A 16,499-nucleotide genomic window follows, 5' to 3' on the forward strand; every position below is an offset into this window, starting at 1 on the left:
CTTAGACGGTGCTGAGTCGGGTGATCTCCTCTTTGATGCGGAGTTTCTGCTTCTTCAGCGAGGCAATCTCTGCGTCGCTGACACCCGGGGCGCGTTGCATTTCCTCGACGCGCTGCGAGAGGGACAGGTGTTTCTTCTTCAGTTCCTCGACGTGCGAACTCAAGCTCATGGGCATTCTCCTCTCAGTGTAAAAATCGTGTGACAAGTACAGCACCAGAATCAGTGCCTGTCACGCGGCAGCGCAGCATTTTTCGGTAAAATCCGCGGGATGCGGCAGTTTGTGGCTCAGAAGGGCAAAGCCGCCCCATCGCGTTGCACCGCGCGCAGCTCCGGCGTGTAATCTTCTCCCCCGTCGCGATGGTTTTCGCCGGGATGCACCAGCAGCCCGGGCAGCATCCGGAACGGCGCGCGCCCATTCTTTCGGCCGCGAATCAGCACCAGTTGCGGCGGGCGTCCTTCGCGCGGGATCAGAGGCAACAGCTCGATGCTGCCCAGCCGGGTATACATCGCGCTCAGCAGCTCCGGCACCCGCTCGACCCGCTGGATGAACGTCACCGTGCCGCGCGGCGCGCAACGCTTCGCCGCCACCTCGACCCAGGTCGCCAGCGGCGTGTCGCCCCCCAGCGCCAGATCGCGCCCGGGGTCCGCCGCCCCGGTGCCTGCATCGCGCAGGAAATAAGGCGGATTGGCCAGCACATGATCGAATTGCCGTTGCCGCACCGCCTCGGGCAGCGCCCGCAAATCGCCCGTATGCACGGTGAAATCCGCCCCGTTTTCCACCGCATTGCGCCGTGCCAGATCGGCGTATTCGGGCTGCAACTCCAGCCCCGTCACAGCCACCCCCGGCACCCGCCACGCCAGACAGAGCGAGGCCACACCGACCCCGCAGCCCAGCTCCAGCGCGCTTTGCCCCGGTTTGGCCTGCACCGATGCCGCCAGCAACACCGGGTCCAGCCCCGCCCGATACCCGTTCACCGGCTGCCAGACGCGCACTTTTCCACCTAAGAAATCGTTGCAACTCAGCTCAGTCATCCACGGAAATCCCGTTGTCCCGCAGCGCCCGCGCCGCGCGAAAATGGTCCTCGTCCGCCACGATCAGGCGGCGCGGAAACAATCCGATCCCACCTTCCAGGACGCTCATATTTACGTCGATTTCAAAGCAGTCTATACCCTCGCCCTGAAGCAGCGCTTGTGCAAATGCGATCACGGTCGGGTCAGTTGTACTCAGAAGCTGTTTCATACTGGGGAATTAAGGACATGGCGGCCGATTTGTCGAGCCATGCAGACGGGGACCGATGAGCCTGGATCACGCCGCAACCAAACCGCACGAACAACTGGCCGCCCATCTTGCCGACGGGATGGAGGCCGTGAACACCCTGATCCGCGAACGCATGGCCTCCAAGCACGCGCCGCGCATCCCGCAAGTGACCGCCCATCTGGTCGAGGCTGGCGGCAAACGCCTGCGCCCGATGCTGACCCTGGCCGCCGCGCAGCTGTGCGGCTACACCGGCCCCTACCACATCCATCTGGCCGCCACGGTGGAATTCATCCACACCGCCACCCTGCTGCATGACGACGTCGTGGACGAAAGCGCCCAACGCCGCGGCCGCCCTACCGCCAACCTGCTGTGGGACAACAAATCCTCGGTTCTGGTCGGCGACTACCTGTTCGCCCGCGCCTTCCAGCTGATGGTCGAACCCGGCAACCTGCGCGTGCTGGAAATCCTGTCCAACGCCGCCGCCACCATCGCCGAAGGCGAGGTGCTGCAACTGACCGCCGCGCAGGACCTGCGCACCGACGAATCGATCTACCTGCAAGTGGTGCGCGGCAAGACCGCCGCCCTGTTCTCCGCCGCCACCGAATCCGGGGCCGAGATCGCAGGCGCCCCCCAGCCCCATGTCCAAGCCCTGTTCGACTACGGCGACGCGCTCGGGATCGCCTTCCAGATCGTCGATGACCTGCTCGACTACCAAGGCGACACCAAGGCCACCGGCAAGAATGTCGGCGACGATTTCCGCGAACGCAAACTGACCCTGCCGGTCATCAAGGCCGTCGCCAAGGCCGACGCCGACGAACGCGCCTTCTGGACCCGCACCATCGAAAAAGGCAAGCAAGAGGACGGCGACCTCGACCACGCCCTGTCGCTCCTGCACAAGCACAACGCCCTGATCGACACCCGGGCCGAGGCGCTGGCCTGGGCCGCCAAGGCCAAAACCGCCATCGCCACCCTGCCCGAGCACCCGATCCGCCAGATGCTGATCGACCTGGCCGACTACGTGGTCGCCCGGATCAACTGACCGGATCATCTGATCCCGGCCCCTGGCTTCTTTCTGATGAAAATACTCAAATCCTGCGCCCTCCACCGGCGCGGGATTTACCGCAAAGTCGCCGCCCGCACCCACCAGCCCGGCCGCCCCAGCGCCTGTGCCGCCGCCTCTGCCTGCGCCCGATCCTCGTAGATTCCGAAACACGTCGCACCCGAGCCGGACATCCGCGCCAGCACGCTCCCCGTTGCCTCGATCGCCTCCAAAACATCCGAGATCACCGGCTGCACCTCTCGTGCAGGCCCTTCCAGATCGTTCCGCTGCGCCCGCAGCCAGCCGATAAGATCGCTTCGGTCCAGCGGGGTCATCGCTGGATTATCCTTACGTGCCAATCCCTTGAACACCGCGCCCGTCGGCACCTCGACCCCCGGATTGACCAGCACCGCCGCCAGGTCCGGCAGCCCGTCCACCGGCTCCACCACCTCGCCGATCCCGCGCATATAGGCCGCGCGGCCCGCCAGACAGACCGGCACATCGGCACCCAAAGACAGCCCCGCCCCCGGCACCTCACCGCCCGTCAGATCCCGCAACGCCCGCAGCACCGCCGCCGCGTCCGAGGACCCGCCGCCGATTCCCGCCGCCGCCGGCAGGTGTTTCTCCAGCGCGATCCGCGCCTCCACACCCATCAACGCCGCCGCCTTCAGCACCAGATTGCGCCCGTCCGTGGGCACACCCGCCGCCATCGGTCCGCTGACCGTCAGCCCATGGCCCAGAGACACGTCCAGCCAGTCGCCCACATCCGCGAACACGACCAGACTGTCCAGCAGGTGGTACCCGTCCGCCCGCTGGCCCGTCACATGCAATGTCAGATTGACCTTCGCCGGGGCGAAGACCCGTCGCTCAGTCATGCGCCACCTTCAACGGAGGGGCGCCTTCCTCGGCCAGCACCGCGTCCAGCCCGGTGGCCAGCTTGCGGCGGATGCGATCCGGATCCACCTCGCCCGAACCGGTGTCGTATTTCGCGAATGACAACGCGCGGTGCCACTGGAACTCCGCCTCGCGGATGCGGCCCACGGCCCACAGCACGTCGCCCAGATGGTCGTTCACCACCGGATCGACCGGCATCAGCTCGGCCGCGCGTTCCATATGGCCGATCGCCTCGTCGTAGCGGCCCAGCCGGTACAGCGCCCAGCCCAGCGAGTCGACGATATAGCCGCTGTTGGGTTCGGCCTCGACCGCCTGTTCGATCAGCGACAGGGCCTCGTCCAGCTTCTGGTTCTGTTCGACCAACGAGTAGCCCAGGTAGTTCAGCACGCTCGGCTGGCCCGGGTTCAGCTGCAACGCCATGCGGAAATCGGGTTCGGCCTTGGTCCACTCGCCCAGCCGCTCAAAGCTGATCGCCCGCGCGTAATACAGAAACCACTGCGAATGGTCCGGCGCGTCATACAACGCCAGCGCCTTGTCATAGGCCTGCGCGGCCTGTTTGAAGTCCTTCAGCTGGCGACGCAGATCGCCCAGCGACACCCAGACCACCGGGAACGAGCCATGACTGCGGGCCAGTTGCTCCAGCACCTCGATCGCCGCCTCCGAGCGATCCGCCCGACGCAGCGAATCCGCGCGCCCCAGTTCCGCCGCGAAATAGGACGGGCTTTCGGGCGGCACCGATTTGTAGGCCACCGTTGCCAGTTCGTACCGCTCCAGCGTGTCCAGCAGGCTGGCGCTCAGCAGGATCGCGTCGGCATGGTCGGGGCGCAGATATTCCACCATTCGCGTATACAGCAGCGTGTACTCCGGCCCCGCTTCGGTATTCAGCGCCTCGGCGACCGAGTAGAACACCTCGGCCACGCCATCGCGCGCGTCGTGCACCAGCGTGAAGGGCAGCGTTTCGCCGGCCTCCAGCCGTGCACGCATCGCCTGAATCGCCGGATCGAAATCGCGGCCGAACATCTGGTCCAGCAGCTCCAGCGCATCCTTGCCGCGCTCCAGCTGGCTCAGCACTTCGATCCGTGCCAGCGCGCCACGACGGCCCACCTGCATCGGCCCGTCCGAACTGTCCGAGAAAATCTTGTCCGCGCCCTCGAAATCCCCGACCGAGGCCAGCGCCATCGCCTTGTGATACATCGCAAAGGCGCTCAGCCCGCGTTCCTTGGCCACCGCGTCGAACGCTTTCAGCGAGTCCGAGACATTCCCCGCCCCCATCAGCGCCCAGGCATTCAGCAACCCATCCACCAGCGGCCCGACGCCCTGCTGCGCCTTGACCCGTTCCAGCAGCGCGTCAAAGCGGCCGGCGGTCACGTCCTCGCCGATCAGGACCATGCGGGCGACCTGGCTTTGCAGCCCGTCGGATTCCATTTTGCGGGCGATGGGAATGGCGCGCGGGATCTGGCCCAGCGACAGCTGCATCACCACCGTGCTTTCCAGCAGCTTGGGGTTCGACGGATCGCGCGCCAGCGCCCGGGTGAAATAGTCGGCGGCGGCCTTGTAATCGCTGGCCATGCCCGCGCTGCGTGCCGCCAGATAGGCCCCCGCGATGCCCTGCGCCTGCGCCGGAACGGCCGCCGTCATCGTCAGGGCCAGTGCCATTCCCCAAAGCCGTTTGTACATGCTCTGCTCCGCCTTTCCGGTCTCCTCGAAGGGACAGACTAGCGCGCCCGGCGGCAAACGCAATGCACGCGCGGTCCCGTTTTCGTCATTGGGCGCAAAAGACAAGGGCGGCCAGTTGGGCCGCCCTTTGGGTGATCGTTTTGGTGATCACATGTTGGGGTAGTTGGGGCCGTCGCCGCCCTGCGGGGTGACCCAGGTGATGTTCTGGCTGGGGTCCTTGATGTCGCAGGTCTTGCAGTGGACGCAGTTCTGGAAGTTGACGCGGAACTCCGGCCCGTTTTCGCTTTCCAGCACCTCGTACACGCCCGCCGGGCAGTAGCGCTGCGCCGGTTCGTCGTATTTCGCCAGGTTCACCGCAATCGGCACGTTCGGATCGGCCAGGCGCAGGTGGCAGGGCTGTTCCTCGGCGTGGTTGGTAAAGCTGAACGACACGTTGGTCAGACGGTCGAACGACAGCTTTCCGTCCGGCTTGGGGTAGTCGATCTTCTTGAAGTTCGCCGCCTCGCCGGTGGCCGCCGCATCGGTCTTGCCGTGGCGCAGCGTCCCGAACAGCGAGAAGCCCAGCGTGTTCGTCCACATGTCCAGACCGCCCAGAACCAGGCTGGGCAGCATGCCCCACTTGGACCACATCGGCTTGACGTTGCGGACCTTCTTCAGGTCCTTGCCGATGGCGCCGGTGCGCACCTCGGTCTCGTAGGTGGACAGCTCGTCGCCCTCGCGGCCATCCTGGATCGCCTTGTAGGCGGCCTCGGCCGCGGCCTTGCCCGACAGCATCGCGTTGTGGTTGCCCTTGATGCGCGGCACGTTGACCATCCCGACCGAGCAACCCAGCAGCGCCACGCCCGGTGCCACCATCTTGGGCATCGACTGGTAACCGCCCTCAGAGATCGCACGCGCGCCGTAAGCCACGCGCTTGCCGCCTTTCAGCAGCTCGGCGACCATCGGGTGATGCTTGAAGCGCTGGAATTCCATGTAGGGGAACAGGTGCGGGTTCTCATAGTTCAGGTGAACCACGAAGCCGATGTAAACCTGATTGTTTTCAAGGTGATAGATGAAGCTGCCGCCGCCGGCATTGCCGCCCAGGGGCCAGCCCATCGTGTGGGTGACGCTGCCCAGCTTGTGCTTGGCGGGGTCGATTTCCCAGATTTCCTTCATGCCGATGCCGAATTTCTGCGGGCACTTGCCGGCCGACAGGTCGTACTTGGCGATGACTTCCTTGGCCAGCGAGCCACGCACGCCTTCCGACAGGAACACGTACTTGCCGCGCAGCTCCATGCCCGGCTCGGTGTCGGGGCCGTAGGACCCGTCCGCTTCCAGCCCGAACACGCCCGCGACGACGCCTTTGACTTCGCCGTTCTCGCCGTAGACCAGCTCCGAGCACGCCATGCCCGGGAAAATCTCGACGCCCAGTTCCTCGGCCTGCTCGGCCATCCAGCGGCAGACATTCGCCATCGAGACGATGTAGTTGCCGTGGTTGTTCATCAGCGGCGGCATCGGGAAGTTGGGGATGCGCACTTCGCCCGCTTCGCCCAGCATATAGAAATGGTCCGAGCTCACCGGCGTATTCAGCGGCGCGCCCTTGGCCTTCCAGTCGGGGATCAGCGCGTCCAGACCGCTCGGGTCCAGCACCGCGCCCGACAGGATATGCGCGCCCACTTCCGAGCCCTTCTCAAGCACAACGACGTTCAGCTCGGGATCAAGCTGTTTCAGACGGATCGCTGCAGAAAGCCCAGCAGGCCCCGCACCAACGATCACAACGTCATAGTCCATCGCTTCCCGTTCGATTTCCGACATGGGTGGCCCTCCTTATGGATCACGCGCGTAATTTTGTTTCGCTGTGGTTACCGCGCTGCAGCATCGCCCGTCAATGAAAACACAACGTAAAACTACGGGAAAACACGCAGCCCGGGGCGATCCGGGCCGACGCAGACTTCCGCAGCGGCAATTTCGTTATTCTTGTCCGGCAATGTACGAAATCCTGACCTCCGGGTGCAATCTCTTGCATTGTCTGCGGGCTTTTGGTCAGGTAATTGCCAAGGGGAACAACACCCATCTGGCGGGCGCCCCGGCGCCCGCCGTCTCTTTCGTGGAACAAGGGGCCAATGGAAAAAATACCGATGACACGCGCGGGTTTCGTCGCGCTCGAGACTGAATTGAAGCACCTGAAATCCGTCGAGCGTCCGACGATCATTCAGGCCATTGCCGAAGCGCGCGAACTGGGCGACCTGTCCGAGAACGCCGAATACCACTCGGCCCGCGAAAAGCAGTCCTTCATCGAAGGCCGCATCAAAGAGCTCGAAGGCATCATCTCTCTGGCCGAGGTCATCGACCCCACCAGCATGTCCGGCAGCATCAAGTTCGGCGCGACCGTCACCCTGGTTGACGAAGACACCGACGAAGAAAAGACCTGGCAGATCGTGGGCGAACACGAGGCCAATATCGAACGTGGCCTGCTGAACATCAAATCGCCCATCGCGCGGGCATTGATCGGCAAGGACGAGGGCGACTCGGTCGAAGTTCGCACGCCGGGGGGTGAAAAAGCCTACGAAGTGTTGAAGGTTCAGTACATCTGACGACAGGCGATCCGATGGCCGACAAAGAAGACACCAGATCGACTCCGCTGGGGCTGTATGACAGCGCCTCGGGGCCGCGCATCACCGGGATCGAGATGATCGCCGTGGTCCTCAGCCTGTTGTGGCTGCTGGGCGCGGGTGCGTTTTTCTTCCTGCTGGGTCAGGATGCCGACGCGGACACCGCGCTGCGCTTCATGATGACCCTGATGGTGATCTTCCTGCCCGTGGCGATGATCTGGGTGGCGGCGACGGCGGCGCGCTCCTCGCGTGTGATGCGCGAAGAAAGCGCCCGCCTGCAGGCCGCGATCGAGGCGATCCGCAAAACCTATCTGGCGCAGGCGCAGGGCCGGTCCTCGGGGCCGGACACCTCGATCGCCAAGAAGCTGGACCAGATCGCCGAGGCCCAGAAAAAGACCGAGATCGCGCTGGCCACCTTCAGCTCGACCCGCGACCGCATCGACCTGATGCGCCCCGCGCCCAAGCCCGCCGACGCTGCCGCGCCCGAGGATCAGGCCCCCCTGCCCCTTGGCACCCCCGCCGAGGATCTGGCCCCGCCGCTGGCCCGCGCCGATTTCATCCGCGCGCTGAATTTCCCCGAAACCGCCGAGGACGAGGAAGGCTTTGCCGCCCTGCGCAAGGCGTTGAAGGACCGTCAGGCCGCGCAGCTGATCCAGGCCAGCCAGGACATCCTGACCCTGCTCAGCCAGGACGGCATCTACATGGACGACCTGCGCCCCGACCGCGCGCGCTCGGAAATCTGGCGTCGCTTCGCCACCGGCGAGCGTGGCCGCCAGATCGCGGCCTTGGGCGGCATCCGCGACCGCTCCTCCTTGGCGCTGTCGGCTGGCCGGATGAAACAGGACCCGATCTTCCGCGACACGGCGCACCATTTCCTGCGCCGCTTCGACAAGATGCTGGCCGAGTTCTGCGAAACCGCCACCGATTCCGAGATCGCCGACCTGTCCGACACCCGCACCGCCCGCGCCTTCATGCTGCTGGGTCGCGTGACCGGGATGTTCGACTGACCAACGGGTCAAAAAATCTGACCTTTCGGATTGAACCGCGCGCGCAACCCCGCTACGCCTGATCGTGTTTCAACGACAGGTGACCCATGCCCGCCCCCTCGCCCCGCACCGCCTATTGGAAGGGTTTCCGCGATGGCCTGCCCTTTCTGCTGGTGATCATTCCCTTCGGCCTGCTGTTCGGCGTCGTCGCCACCGAGGCCGGGCTGAAAGTGTACGAGACGCTCTCGTTCTCGATCGTCGTGATCGCCGGGGCCGCGCAATTCACCGCCATCCAGCTGCTGAAAGAGGACGCGCCGACGCTGGTCATCCTTGCCTCGGCGCTGGCGGTCAACCTGCGCATGGCGATGTATTCCGCCTCGCTGACCCCGCATCTGGGCGGCGCACCGCTGTGGCAGCGCGCGCTGGCGGCCTATTTCACCGTCGATCAAAGCTATGCCTGCGCCATCATGGCCTATGACAAGAACCCCGGCTGGAACCTGAAGGAGAAGGTCGCCTACTTCTTCGGCGCCGTGACCCCGGTCTGCCCGATGTGGTACGTCGCCACCCTGGGCGGGGCGATGTTGGGCAGTGCCATCCCGCCGGAATTCGCGCTGGATTTCGCGGTGCCGATCACCTTTCTGGCCCTGATCGCCCCGATGCTGACCACCGCCGCCCACCGCGCTGCGGCGCTTGTGTCAATCGGGCTGGCGCTTGGCTTCGGCTTTCTGCCGTTCAATCTGGGCCTGCTGGTCGCGGGGCTGGGCGGCATGATCGCCGGCGCTCAGGTTGAACTGCTGATGACCCGCAAAGGAGGCACCGCATGACCCAGATCGACCCCGTCACCCTGTGGACCGTGATCATCGGGCTGGGCCTGGGCAGCTTTGGCCTGCGCTTTGTCTTTACCGGGATCATCGGCAACCGCCCCATGCCCGAGTGGCTGCTGCGGCACCTGCGCTATACCGCCGTGGCGATTCTGCCCGGCCTTGTGGCCCCCGCGGTGATGTGGCCCGCTGCGACCGGCGGACAGCCCGATCCGGCCCGCCTGATTGCCTCGGCGGTGACGGTCATCGTCGGTTATGTCTGGAAGAACGTGCTGGCCGCGATCTTCTGCGGCGCGGCCAGCCTGTATCTGTCGCTCTGGCTACTGGGCTAAGCCTCAGTAGGTGTAGGGCGCCTTGACCTGCTTGCGGTCCTGCATGCGCTTGAAGCTGGCCTTGGCCGCATCCGGATCATAGTCGCGCAGCGCCGAGAACCGGTCTTCGTCGTCGTATTCGTACAGGCTGCGGGTGCTGACCGTCGGCACCTGACCGAACTGCGCCATCACCTTCTTGGGCGAAATCGACGGCACCACGTTCAGACCGGGCAGTTGCGCCAGAATCTCCGAGGTCGAGGCCGCGCAGCGCCCGTCAACCACTTCGCCCTTCGACTGCGCCAGGCGCAGCGCCAGCTCGGCCACTTCGGGCGACACCGGCATCCGCTGGATCACGACGTGATAGGTCTGGCGGGCGTGGAACCGGGTGTAGACGTCCTCCAGATACGGAGTGACGCCGTAAACCACGTCATTGCGCGCCACGATCTTGGGATCGCGGAACGACCCCGCCGGATCAAAGATCACACGCTGGCTGGCGTTGATCATCAGCGAGGTATGCGCGCCGGATCCGTTCTGGTTGTTGATCATGGTGAAAAGGGTCAGCTCGTTCGGCCCGTTGTGCCGATAGACCGCGTTGGCGATCTGCTCGTCCGTGACGGGCGGGTCATGCTTGACGGCACACCCTGCCGCCAGACTGGCCGCTGCCAATATCAGGAACCACTTACGCATCGAACAAACCCTTTCGCTGATAGAATCAGCTGTTGACCAGCGCCATGAAAATCAGGACCGCGATCACTGCGTAAACAGTGTAGGTCGAAGCTTTGATGAAACCGTGAAAGGTTTTTTCCTGAACAGTGATGTCCATTTCGCCGTGCTTGTGGGCTGCCATTGGTGCGTTTCCTTGCAGTCTGGATGTTTCTTCCCGTGACTAGCGGATTTTTTTTACGCTGTCATCCCCCGGGAATGTGGATCGAGCGGGCCCGTCGTCTCAGGTCTCGCTCTTGACCAGATCTTCGACAAGGCGGAACCCGATGCGGGTGGGTTCTTCGCGGGCGGGTTCCTTGGGCAGGGCCCGCAGGATCACGCTCAGCTGGCTGACATGCTGGATCAGCTGCGTTTTGGCCCCGGTTTCGTCGCTGCCGTAAAACGTCACGATGTCGGGGTCGAAATAGCCCATCCCCTCGATCCGCAGAACGCCCGCTTCGCCCCCGGCGAATCCCATGGCGATCTCGTGTTCGTTGTCCAGCTGCTCCTCGAAGTTCTGGATATAGAGAATCAGCCGCTCATACGCCCATTCGGCGGGCGATTTCTGCTGGACGGGCTTGGCCGTGACCTCGGGCGGCACGTCGGTGACGGCGGCCTCGGGGTCCGCGCGCACCTCGTAGCGACGCGGGATCGCGTCGCCTTCGTGGGCTTCGGCGGTGGTGTTGACCTTGCCGTCCATGGCGTCACTCCTTCATCTGCCACAGCCACGCGCCATCGGCGCGGGCGGTGCGGGTCACCTCCCCTTCATGATACAGATGATTGAGGTGCGCGACAGCCTCGACCAGCGCCAGCCCATAAGTGCCGATGTCGATCGTGCGCTTGAACAGCGGCGGGAAGCATTCGGCCGCGGTGCGCGGTTGCACCAGGTGCTGGCGCAGGCGGCGCAGCCCGCCGTGGTGGTTGTCGATCAGCTGGCGCATCCGCGTCGGCAGCCCGGTGAACGGCAGCTTGTGCCCGCCCAGTACCAGGTGATCCTCGCGCGCCAGCGTCGCCAGCCGCGTGCAGCTTTCCATCCATTCGCCCAGCGGGTCGGCATCCGGCTCGGTCGCGTGCACGCCGATATTCGGGCTGATCGAGGGCAGGATCTGGTCGCCAGCCAGCACCAGGTTGTCCGAGCGGCTCCACATCGTCAGGTGTTCCGGCGCGTGACCGTTGCCGATGTGGATGTCCCACTCGCGCCCGCCGGCGCTGATCACGTCGCCCTGCTGCACCCGGATAAAGCCCACCGGCAGCGGATGCGACAGGTCGGCAAAGTTGAACGGCCGCTCTTGCAGGCGCTTTTCATAGACCTCTTGCGACATGCCCGCCCGGCGCCAGAACAGTTTGACCTGCTCGGTCACCTTGTGCTCGACGTCCAGGATCAGCATCCGCGACATCAGATAGGCGGTGCGGGTCGTCCACAGCTCGGCCCCTTTGGCGATGAACCAGCCCGCCATGCCGACATGGTCGGGATGGTGGTGGGTCAGGATCACACGGCTGACCGGCTTGCCGCCCAGCGGCCCGGCCAGCAGCTTTTCCCAGATCGCGACCGTCCGCTTCGAGTAGACGCCGCAATCAACCAGGGTCCAGCTGTCGCCCTCGTCCAGCGCGTAGATGTTGACGTGGTCCAGCGCCATCGGCAGCGGCAGGCGCAGCCACAGCACGCCCTCGGCGATGCGGGTCGCCTCACCCTCGGCGGGCGGAGCGTCCCAAGGATACCGGATGCCGCCGGGTGTCACCTCGGCCAAGGCCGCGGTCACGCGACCAGCTCGTCATTGGTGATGTCGTACAGATCCGCAGCGCCCGCCATCGCGTGTTCCAGCAGCCCGCCGAACTGCGGCAGCAGCCGGTTGACGTAGAACCGGGCGACCTTGGTCCGGGTGCCATTGCCGCCCTCGGCCATCGCGGCCTTCAGGTGGTAATGCCCGCCCAGCACGCGCCCGAACGCGGTCAGGAACGGCACGGCCCCGGCGAACCGGTCGTTCATGTCCTTTTGCGCCAGCATCCATTCGACCGCTTCGCGCAGCGTTTCGGTGGCTTGCCACACGGGTTCGGCCAGCTCGGGCAGCACGGCGCGCGCTTGCTCGGCATGGGTTTCGATCTCGTCCAGCAGGGTGAACGCAGCCTCTCCGCCATCCATCATCTTGCGACCCACAAGGTCCATCGCCTGAATGCCGTTGGTGCCCTCGTAGATCGCGGTGATGCGCACATCACGGCTGAACTGAGCAGCCCCGGTTTCCTCGATAAAGCCCATGCCGCCGTGGATCTGCACGCCCAGCTCGGCTACGGCCATGCCCACATCGGTCGAGAACGCCTTGGCGATCGGCGTCAGCAGCGCCGCGCGGGCACCCCAGGCCGCCTCGCCGGTGGCGTTCGCCATGTCCAGCGCAACCGAGCAATCCAGCACCAGCGAGCGCGCCGCGAACGTGTCCGCCTTCATGGTCAGCAGCATCCGGCGCACGTCGGCGTGCTGGATGATCTTGCCCATCTGCTCGCGCTCTTGCGCATAGGCCATCGCGTGCTGCAGCGCGCCCTCGGCAATGCCGACGCCCTGCACGCCCACGCTCAGACGCGCGTTGTTCATCATGGTGAACATCGCCGCCATGCCCTTGTGCTCCTGGCCGACCAGCCAACCCTTGGCCCCGTCGAACTGCATCACGCAGGTCGGGCTGCCGTGGATGCCCAGCTTATGCTCCAGGCTGACCACGCCCAGGCTGTTGCGTTCGCCAAGCGAGCCGTCCTCGTTCGGCAGGAACTTGGGCACCATGAACAGGCTGATCCCCTTGGTGCCTGCGCCACCATCGGGCAGACGCGCCAGAACCAGGTGGCAGACATTGCCGCCGAAGTCGTGGTCACCCCAGGTGATGAAGATCTTCTGACCCGTCACCGAATACGAACCATCGTCATTCCGCTCTGCCTTCGACTTCAGCGCCCCCACGTCCGAGCCCGCGCCCGGTTCCGTCAGGTTCATCGTGCCGGTCCACTCGCCGCTGATCAGCTTGGGCAGGTACATCTCTTTCAGCGCATCGCTCGCGTGATGCTCCAGCGCCTCGATCTGGCCCTGCGTCAGCAGCGGGCACAGACCCAGCGCCATGCAGGTGCTGGCGACCATCTCGTTATAGGCGGTGTTCATCACCAGCGGCAGGCCCATGCCGCCATGCTCAGGCGTGGCCGAGACCGACAACCAGCCGCCATCCGCCATCGCCCGGAACGCCTCGGCATAGCCGGGGCTGGTGCGCACCACGCCGTTTTCCAGCACCGCGCCGTTCAGGTCGCCATTGCGCTGGATCGGGTACAGGACCTCTTCGGCCATCTTGCCCAGCTCCGTCAGGATAGCGCTGGTCATGTCCTCGGTCGCATCCGCGAACCGCTCCGTCCCGGCCACCTGGGCCATATCGACGACGTTTTCGAAAATGAAACGGTAATCTTCTACAGGCGCACGGTACGGCATTTGGGCTCCTCCTTGCGGGACGGGTTGGAATTCGGGTCAACCGCAGTTATGCAAAAACGCGTGCCGAGGAAAGTATCCATCGGCTTGAATGCATCAACCAAAACGCCGCGTCATAGCCCATGTCCAGCCTGTCCACGACCGTCCATACCCCTGATACCGCTGGCATTTTTCGCTGCGCGGAAACTCTTTCCGCAGGCGGGCTGATCGCCCTGCCCACCGAAACGGTCTACGGACTGGGGGCAGACGCCCGCAACGACACCGCCGTCGCCCGCATCTTCGAGGCCAAGGGCCGCCCCCGCTTCAATCCGCTGATCGTGCATGTCGCCTCGGCCCAGATCGCGCAGCGCTACGTCCACTGGTCCGACACCGCGCAAAGGCTGGCCGACGCCTTCTGGCCCGGCGCCCTGACGCTGGTCCTGCCGATCCGCGACGACGCCGGCCTGTCGCCGCTGGTCACCGCCGAGCTGCCGACGCTGGCCATCCGCGTCCCCGCCCACCCGGTGGCACAGGCGCTGCTCAGACAATTCGACGGCCCCGTCGCCGCCCCCTCGGCCAACCGCTCGGGCAAGATCAGCCCCACCACCGCGCAACACGTGATCGACGGGCTGTCCGGCCGGATCGAGGCCATCCTGGATGGCGGTGCCTGCCCCGTCGGGGTCGAGTCCACCATCATCGGCCTCTCCGGCACCCCCACCCTGCTGCGCCCCGGCGGCGTCGCCTCCGAGGATATCGAGGCCGTGCTCGGCTCCCCGCTCACCCAGCGCAACCAGTCCGACCCACTGACCGCGCCGGGCCAGATGCTCTCGCACTACGCCCCCGGCGCCCGCGTCCGCCTGAACGCCACCACGATCCAGCCCGGCGAAATGCTTCTCGGCTTCGGCCCCGTGGACTGCATGCTGAACCTGTCCGAAACCGGCAACCTGGTCGAGGCTGCGGCCAACCTGTTCCACCACCTCCACGCGCTGGACGCCATGGGCCCAGAAGGCATCGCCGTCAGCCCGATCCCGATGACCGGCCTTGGCTTGGCCATCAACGACCGCCTGTCCCGCGCCGCCGCCCCCCGCCCCTGACGGCGCGCTCGTGGCCAGCGTGGCGCCGTGAGTATTTTCATCAGAAAGAAGCCGAAAGCAGTTGCAGTATCAGACGCCGCGCCCTTGTTTCTTTCTGATCCAAATACTCAAATTCCAACGCGGCAACAGGCGCGGCGGCAAATCCTGTGATTTGACGGTTAAACCCCACAAACCCTGTGGAAATCGCGCTCAGGCGTGACCTGCTTCCGACGACAGCAGCAGCGGGCTGATCCCCATCGAGCGCAGCGCGCCGTCCCATTTCGCGTTGTCGGGCAGGTCGAAGACCAGCCGCATATCGGCGTCGCAGGTCAGCCAGGCGTTCTGGGCCAGTTCGCCCTCCAACTGCCCCGGGCCCCAGCCCGCATAGCCGATCACCACCAGCGCTCGTTCCGGCCCATGGCCACGGGCCAGTTCCTCGAGGATGTCCAGCGTGGCGGTCATGCCAAACCCGCCTTCGACCTTCAACGTATTGACGAAGCTGACATAATCCAGCGAGTGCAGCACGAAGCCGCGCCCTGTCTCGACCGGGCCGCCGAAGCGCACGTTCATTTGGCGGCTTTCCGGGCCGTGGCTGATCGAGAGCTGCTCGAGCATGTCCGAAAGCTCTACCTCGCCGGTGGGTTTGTTGACGATCAGGCCCATCGCCCCTTCGGCGGAATGGGCGCAGATCAGCACAACGGACTTGTCGAACCGCGGATCCCCCATGCCGGGCATCGCGATCAACAATTTACCAGTGAGGTTCAACTCGGGTTCCATATCTCAAAGATAAGATCGCCACTGGCCCCGGTCCAGCACCCGCGACAGAAAAACCACGTCTGTGGCCCGCTCACGTCGCCTCGCCCGAATGTGAGTTGGCAAGCGCCCGATTTTCACCCATGTCAGGGGGACCATGAAGCACCGTACCCTGACCGCCCTTGCCGTTTGCATGACCCTGGCCGCGCCCGCGCTGGCGCAGGATCAGCAGTCGCCCGTCGTGTCCTTGCAGGTTTTGCCAGGCTGGACGGCCGAGGACGGCACCCATATCGCCGCGTTGAAGATCGACCTGGCGCCGGGGTGGAAGACCTATTGGCGCGCGCCGGGGGATGCGGGGATTCCGCCGATGATCGACTGGTCGGCCTCGGCGAACCTGCGGGCGATGGTGCCGGCTTGGCCCACGCCCAAGGTATTTTCGCAAAACGGCATGAATTCAGTGGGTTACAAGGGCGATCTGATCCTGCCCGTGGTGCTGACCCCGCGCGATCCCGGCCAGCCGATCACCCTGAAGGGCGATTTGCAGATCGGGATCTGCAACGACATCTGCGTCCCGGCCGAGCTGCAATTCGACATGGCCCTGCCCGGGTCGCGCCAGCGGGATCCGCAGATTTCCGCCGCCTTGGCCGACCAGCCTCTGACCGCCTACAAGGCCGGTGTCGGGCAGGTCAGCTGCGAGATCGCGCTGGACAAGGACGGGCTGAAACTGACGGCGCATCTGACGATGCCTCCGGCTGGCAGCTACGAATACGCCGTGGTCGAGACCGCCGACCCCGAGGTCTGGGTCGCCGAAAGCGAAACCACCCGTCAGGGCGACGTGCTGACCGTCCGGACCGAGCTGGTGCACATGGATGGCGGCGCCTTTGCGCTGGATCGCTCGGGGCTGCGCGTCACCGTTCTGGGCAGCGATCATGCCGTCGATATTCAGGGCTGCCCGGCGAACTGAGCC

19 protein-coding genes are annotated in these 16,499 nt (G+C 65.2%); 7 read left to right on the forward strand and 12 right to left on the reverse strand.

Annotation, left to right across the window (positions count from 1 at the left end; translation table 11 throughout):
- Window position 1 precedes the first annotated feature (1 nt).
- From E7681_RS05765 to E7681_RS05775, 3 genes are all read right to left on the reverse strand, one after another.
- Window positions 2-169 (reverse strand): YdcH family protein, encoded by a 168-nt coding sequence (locus E7681_RS05765; protein WP_136338313.1) that lies wholly within the window; start codon window positions 167-169, stop codon window positions 2-4.
- 116 nt (window positions 170-285) lie between these two features.
- Window positions 286-1,032, reverse strand: coding sequence for a tRNA1(Val) (adenine(37)-N6)-methyltransferase (locus E7681_RS05770; protein ID WP_136338314.1), 747 nt, complete (start codon window positions 1,030-1,032; stop codon window positions 286-288).
- On the reverse strand, window positions 1,025-1,240 hold the full coding sequence (locus tag E7681_RS05775) for a putative signal transducing protein (RefSeq protein WP_136338315.1): 216 nt from the start codon (window positions 1,238-1,240) through the stop codon (window positions 1,025-1,027). Before E7681_RS05775 ends, E7681_RS05770 begins: the two co-directional genes overlap by 8 nt.
- Before the next feature lie 55 nt (window positions 1,241-1,295).
- Here E7681_RS05775 and E7681_RS05780 point away from each other — a divergent pair, with 55 nt between their 5' ends.
- The gene (locus E7681_RS05780; RefSeq protein ID WP_136338316.1) at window positions 1,296-2,297 is read left to right on the forward strand and encodes a polyprenyl synthetase family protein; all 1,002 of its coding nucleotides are present in this window, start codon (window positions 1,296-1,298) and stop codon (window positions 2,295-2,297) included.
- 77 nt (window positions 2,298-2,374) lie between these two features.
- Here E7681_RS05780 and E7681_RS05785 read toward each other — a convergent pair whose 3' ends face one another.
- The 3 genes from E7681_RS05785 to E7681_RS05795 all read right to left on the reverse strand — a co-directional run bounded on the left by E7681_RS05785 (window position 2,375) and on the right by E7681_RS05795 (window position 6,662).
- Window positions 2,375-3,172 carry a 4-(cytidine 5'-diphospho)-2-C-methyl-D-erythritol kinase gene (locus tag E7681_RS05785; protein ID WP_136338317.1) on the reverse strand — a complete coding sequence of 266 codons (798 nt, stop codon included), beginning with the start codon at window positions 3,170-3,172 and terminating at the stop codon, window positions 2,375-2,377.
- Window positions 3,165-4,868, reverse strand: a complete 1,704-nt coding sequence (locus E7681_RS05790; RefSeq protein WP_246032416.1) for a tetratricopeptide repeat protein — start codon at window positions 4,866-4,868, stop codon at window positions 3,165-3,167. Before E7681_RS05790 ends, E7681_RS05785 begins: the two co-directional genes overlap by 8 nt.
- 147 nt (window positions 4,869-5,015) lie before the next feature.
- Complete coding sequence (locus E7681_RS05795; RefSeq protein ID WP_136338318.1) at window positions 5,016-6,662, reverse strand: electron transfer flavoprotein-ubiquinone oxidoreductase; 1,647 nt, start codon at window positions 6,660-6,662, stop codon at window positions 5,016-5,018.
- Window positions 6,663-6,970: 308 nt separating this feature from the next.
- Between E7681_RS05795 and greA the strand changes: the two genes are divergently transcribed.
- The 4 genes from greA (at window position 6,971) to E7681_RS05815 (ending at window position 9,598) form a co-directional block, all read left to right on the forward strand.
- Window positions 6,971-7,441, forward strand: coding sequence for a transcription elongation factor GreA (greA, locus tag E7681_RS05800; protein WP_136338319.1), 471 nt, complete (start codon window positions 6,971-6,973; stop codon window positions 7,439-7,441).
- 14 nt (window positions 7,442-7,455) lie between these two features.
- Window positions 7,456-8,466 (forward strand): hypothetical protein, encoded by a 1,011-nt coding sequence (locus E7681_RS05805; RefSeq protein WP_136338320.1) that lies wholly within the window; start codon window positions 7,456-7,458, stop codon window positions 8,464-8,466.
- Window positions 8,467-8,552: 86 nt separating this feature from the next.
- On the forward strand, window positions 8,553-9,269 hold the full coding sequence (locus E7681_RS05810; RefSeq protein WP_136338321.1) for an AzlC family ABC transporter permease: 717 nt from the start codon (window positions 8,553-8,555) through the stop codon (window positions 9,267-9,269).
- Entirely contained in the window at window positions 9,266-9,598 is a 333-nt protein-coding gene (locus tag E7681_RS05815; protein ID WP_136338322.1) for an AzlD domain-containing protein, read from the forward strand. Before E7681_RS05810 ends, E7681_RS05815 begins: the two co-directional genes overlap by 4 nt.
- A 3-nt stretch (window positions 9,599-9,601) precedes the next feature.
- Here the strand turns inward: E7681_RS05815 and E7681_RS05820 are convergent, their stop codons facing one another.
- The 5 genes from E7681_RS05820 to E7681_RS05840 all read right to left on the reverse strand — a co-directional run bounded on the left by E7681_RS05820 (window position 9,602) and on the right by E7681_RS05840 (window position 13,730).
- Window positions 9,602-10,264, reverse strand: coding sequence for a hypothetical protein (locus E7681_RS05820; RefSeq protein WP_136338323.1), 663 nt, complete (start codon window positions 10,262-10,264; stop codon window positions 9,602-9,604).
- A 25-nt stretch (window positions 10,265-10,289) separates the two neighbouring features.
- On the reverse strand, window positions 10,290-10,424 hold the full coding sequence (locus E7681_RS05825) for an aa3-type cytochrome c oxidase subunit IV (protein WP_136338324.1): 135 nt from the start codon (window positions 10,422-10,424) through the stop codon (window positions 10,290-10,292).
- 99 nt (window positions 10,425-10,523) lie between these two features.
- Window positions 10,524-10,979, reverse strand: a complete 456-nt coding sequence (locus tag E7681_RS05830) for a DUF6173 family protein (RefSeq protein ID WP_136338325.1) — start codon at window positions 10,977-10,979, stop codon at window positions 10,524-10,526.
- A gap of 4 nt (window positions 10,980-10,983) precedes the next feature.
- Window positions 10,984-12,039, reverse strand: coding sequence for an MBL fold metallo-hydrolase (locus tag E7681_RS05835; RefSeq protein ID WP_246032417.1), 1,056 nt, complete (start codon window positions 12,037-12,039; stop codon window positions 10,984-10,986).
- The gene (locus tag E7681_RS05840) at window positions 12,036-13,730 is read right to left on the reverse strand and encodes an acyl-CoA dehydrogenase (protein ID WP_136338326.1); all 1,695 of its coding nucleotides are present in this window, start codon (window positions 13,728-13,730) and stop codon (window positions 12,036-12,038) included. The genes E7681_RS05835 and E7681_RS05840 overlap by 4 nt, the downstream gene beginning before the upstream one ends.
- A 119-nt stretch (window positions 13,731-13,849) precedes the next feature.
- Here E7681_RS05840 and E7681_RS05845 point away from each other — a divergent pair, with 119 nt between their 5' ends.
- Complete coding sequence (locus tag E7681_RS05845; RefSeq protein WP_136338327.1) at window positions 13,850-14,800, forward strand: L-threonylcarbamoyladenylate synthase; 951 nt, start codon at window positions 13,850-13,852, stop codon at window positions 14,798-14,800.
- 189 nt (window positions 14,801-14,989) lie between these two features.
- Here the strand turns inward: E7681_RS05845 and E7681_RS05850 are convergent, their stop codons facing one another.
- A complete protein-coding gene (locus E7681_RS05850) occupies window positions 14,990-15,556 on the reverse strand; it encodes a YqgE/AlgH family protein (protein ID WP_211089766.1) in 567 nt (188 codons plus the stop codon).
- Between the two features lie 133 nt (window positions 15,557-15,689).
- Here E7681_RS05850 and E7681_RS05855 point away from each other — a divergent pair, with 133 nt between their 5' ends.
- Window positions 15,690-16,496: a protein-disulfide reductase DsbD domain-containing protein gene (locus tag E7681_RS05855; protein WP_136338328.1), complete on the forward strand. Its 807-nt coding sequence runs from the start codon at window positions 15,690-15,692 to the stop codon at window positions 16,494-16,496.
- Window positions 16,497-16,499 lie beyond the last annotated feature (3 nt).

Origin of the sequence: Thalassobius vesicularis (genome assembly GCF_004799325.1) — a bacterium.
Taxonomy (GTDB): domain Bacteria; phylum Pseudomonadota; class Alphaproteobacteria; order Rhodobacterales; family Rhodobacteraceae; genus Thalassobius; species Thalassobius vesicularis.

What these genes read in the sequence shown, in the direction of transcription:
- E7681_RS05765 (WP_136338313.1), bottom strand. Translation starts at nt 169, where the DNA reads ATGAGCTTGAGTTCGCACGTCGAGGAACTGAAGAAGAAACACCTGTCC.
- E7681_RS05770 (WP_136338314.1), bottom strand. Translation starts at nt 1,032, where the DNA reads ATGACTGAGCTGAGTTGCAACGATTTCTTAGGTGGAAAAGTGCGCGTC.
- E7681_RS05775 (WP_136338315.1), bottom strand. Translation starts at nt 1,240, where the DNA reads ATGAAACAGCTTCTGAGTACAACTGACCCGACCGTGATCGCATTTGCA.
- E7681_RS05780 (WP_136338316.1), top strand. Translation starts at nt 1,296, where the DNA reads ATGAGCCTGGATCACGCCGCAACCAAACCGCACGAACAACTGGCCGCC.
- E7681_RS05785 (WP_136338317.1), bottom strand. Translation starts at nt 3,172, where the DNA reads ATGACTGAGCGACGGGTCTTCGCCCCGGCGAAGGTCAATCTGACATTG.
- E7681_RS05790 (WP_246032416.1), bottom strand. Translation starts at nt 4,868, where the DNA reads ATGTACAAACGGCTTTGGGGAATGGCACTGGCCCTGACGATGACGGCG.
- E7681_RS05795 (WP_136338318.1), bottom strand. Translation starts at nt 6,662, where the DNA reads ATGTCGGAAATCGAACGGGAAGCGATGGACTATGACGTTGTGATCGTT.
- greA (WP_136338319.1), top strand. Translation starts at nt 6,971, where the DNA reads ATGGAAAAAATACCGATGACACGCGCGGGTTTCGTCGCGCTCGAGACT.
- E7681_RS05805 (WP_136338320.1), top strand. Translation starts at nt 7,456, where the DNA reads ATGGCCGACAAAGAAGACACCAGATCGACTCCGCTGGGGCTGTATGAC.
- E7681_RS05810 (WP_136338321.1), top strand. Translation starts at nt 8,553, where the DNA reads ATGCCCGCCCCCTCGCCCCGCACCGCCTATTGGAAGGGTTTCCGCGAT.
- E7681_RS05815 (WP_136338322.1), top strand. Translation starts at nt 9,266, where the DNA reads ATGACCCAGATCGACCCCGTCACCCTGTGGACCGTGATCATCGGGCTG.
- E7681_RS05820 (WP_136338323.1), bottom strand. Translation starts at nt 10,264, where the DNA reads ATGCGTAAGTGGTTCCTGATATTGGCAGCGGCCAGTCTGGCGGCAGGG.
- E7681_RS05825 (WP_136338324.1), bottom strand. Translation starts at nt 10,424, where the DNA reads ATGGCAGCCCACAAGCACGGCGAAATGGACATCACTGTTCAGGAAAAA.
- E7681_RS05830 (WP_136338325.1), bottom strand. Translation starts at nt 10,979, where the DNA reads ATGGACGGCAAGGTCAACACCACCGCCGAAGCCCACGAAGGCGACGCG.
- E7681_RS05840 (WP_136338326.1), bottom strand. Translation starts at nt 13,730, where the DNA reads ATGCCGTACCGTGCGCCTGTAGAAGATTACCGTTTCATTTTCGAAAAC.
- E7681_RS05845 (WP_136338327.1), top strand. Translation starts at nt 13,850, where the DNA reads ATGTCCAGCCTGTCCACGACCGTCCATACCCCTGATACCGCTGGCATT.
- E7681_RS05850 (WP_211089766.1), bottom strand. Translation starts at nt 15,556, where the DNA reads ATGGAACCCGAGTTGAACCTCACTGGTAAATTGTTGATCGCGATGCCC.
- E7681_RS05855 (WP_136338328.1), top strand. Translation starts at nt 15,690, where the DNA reads ATGAAGCACCGTACCCTGACCGCCCTTGCCGTTTGCATGACCCTGGCC.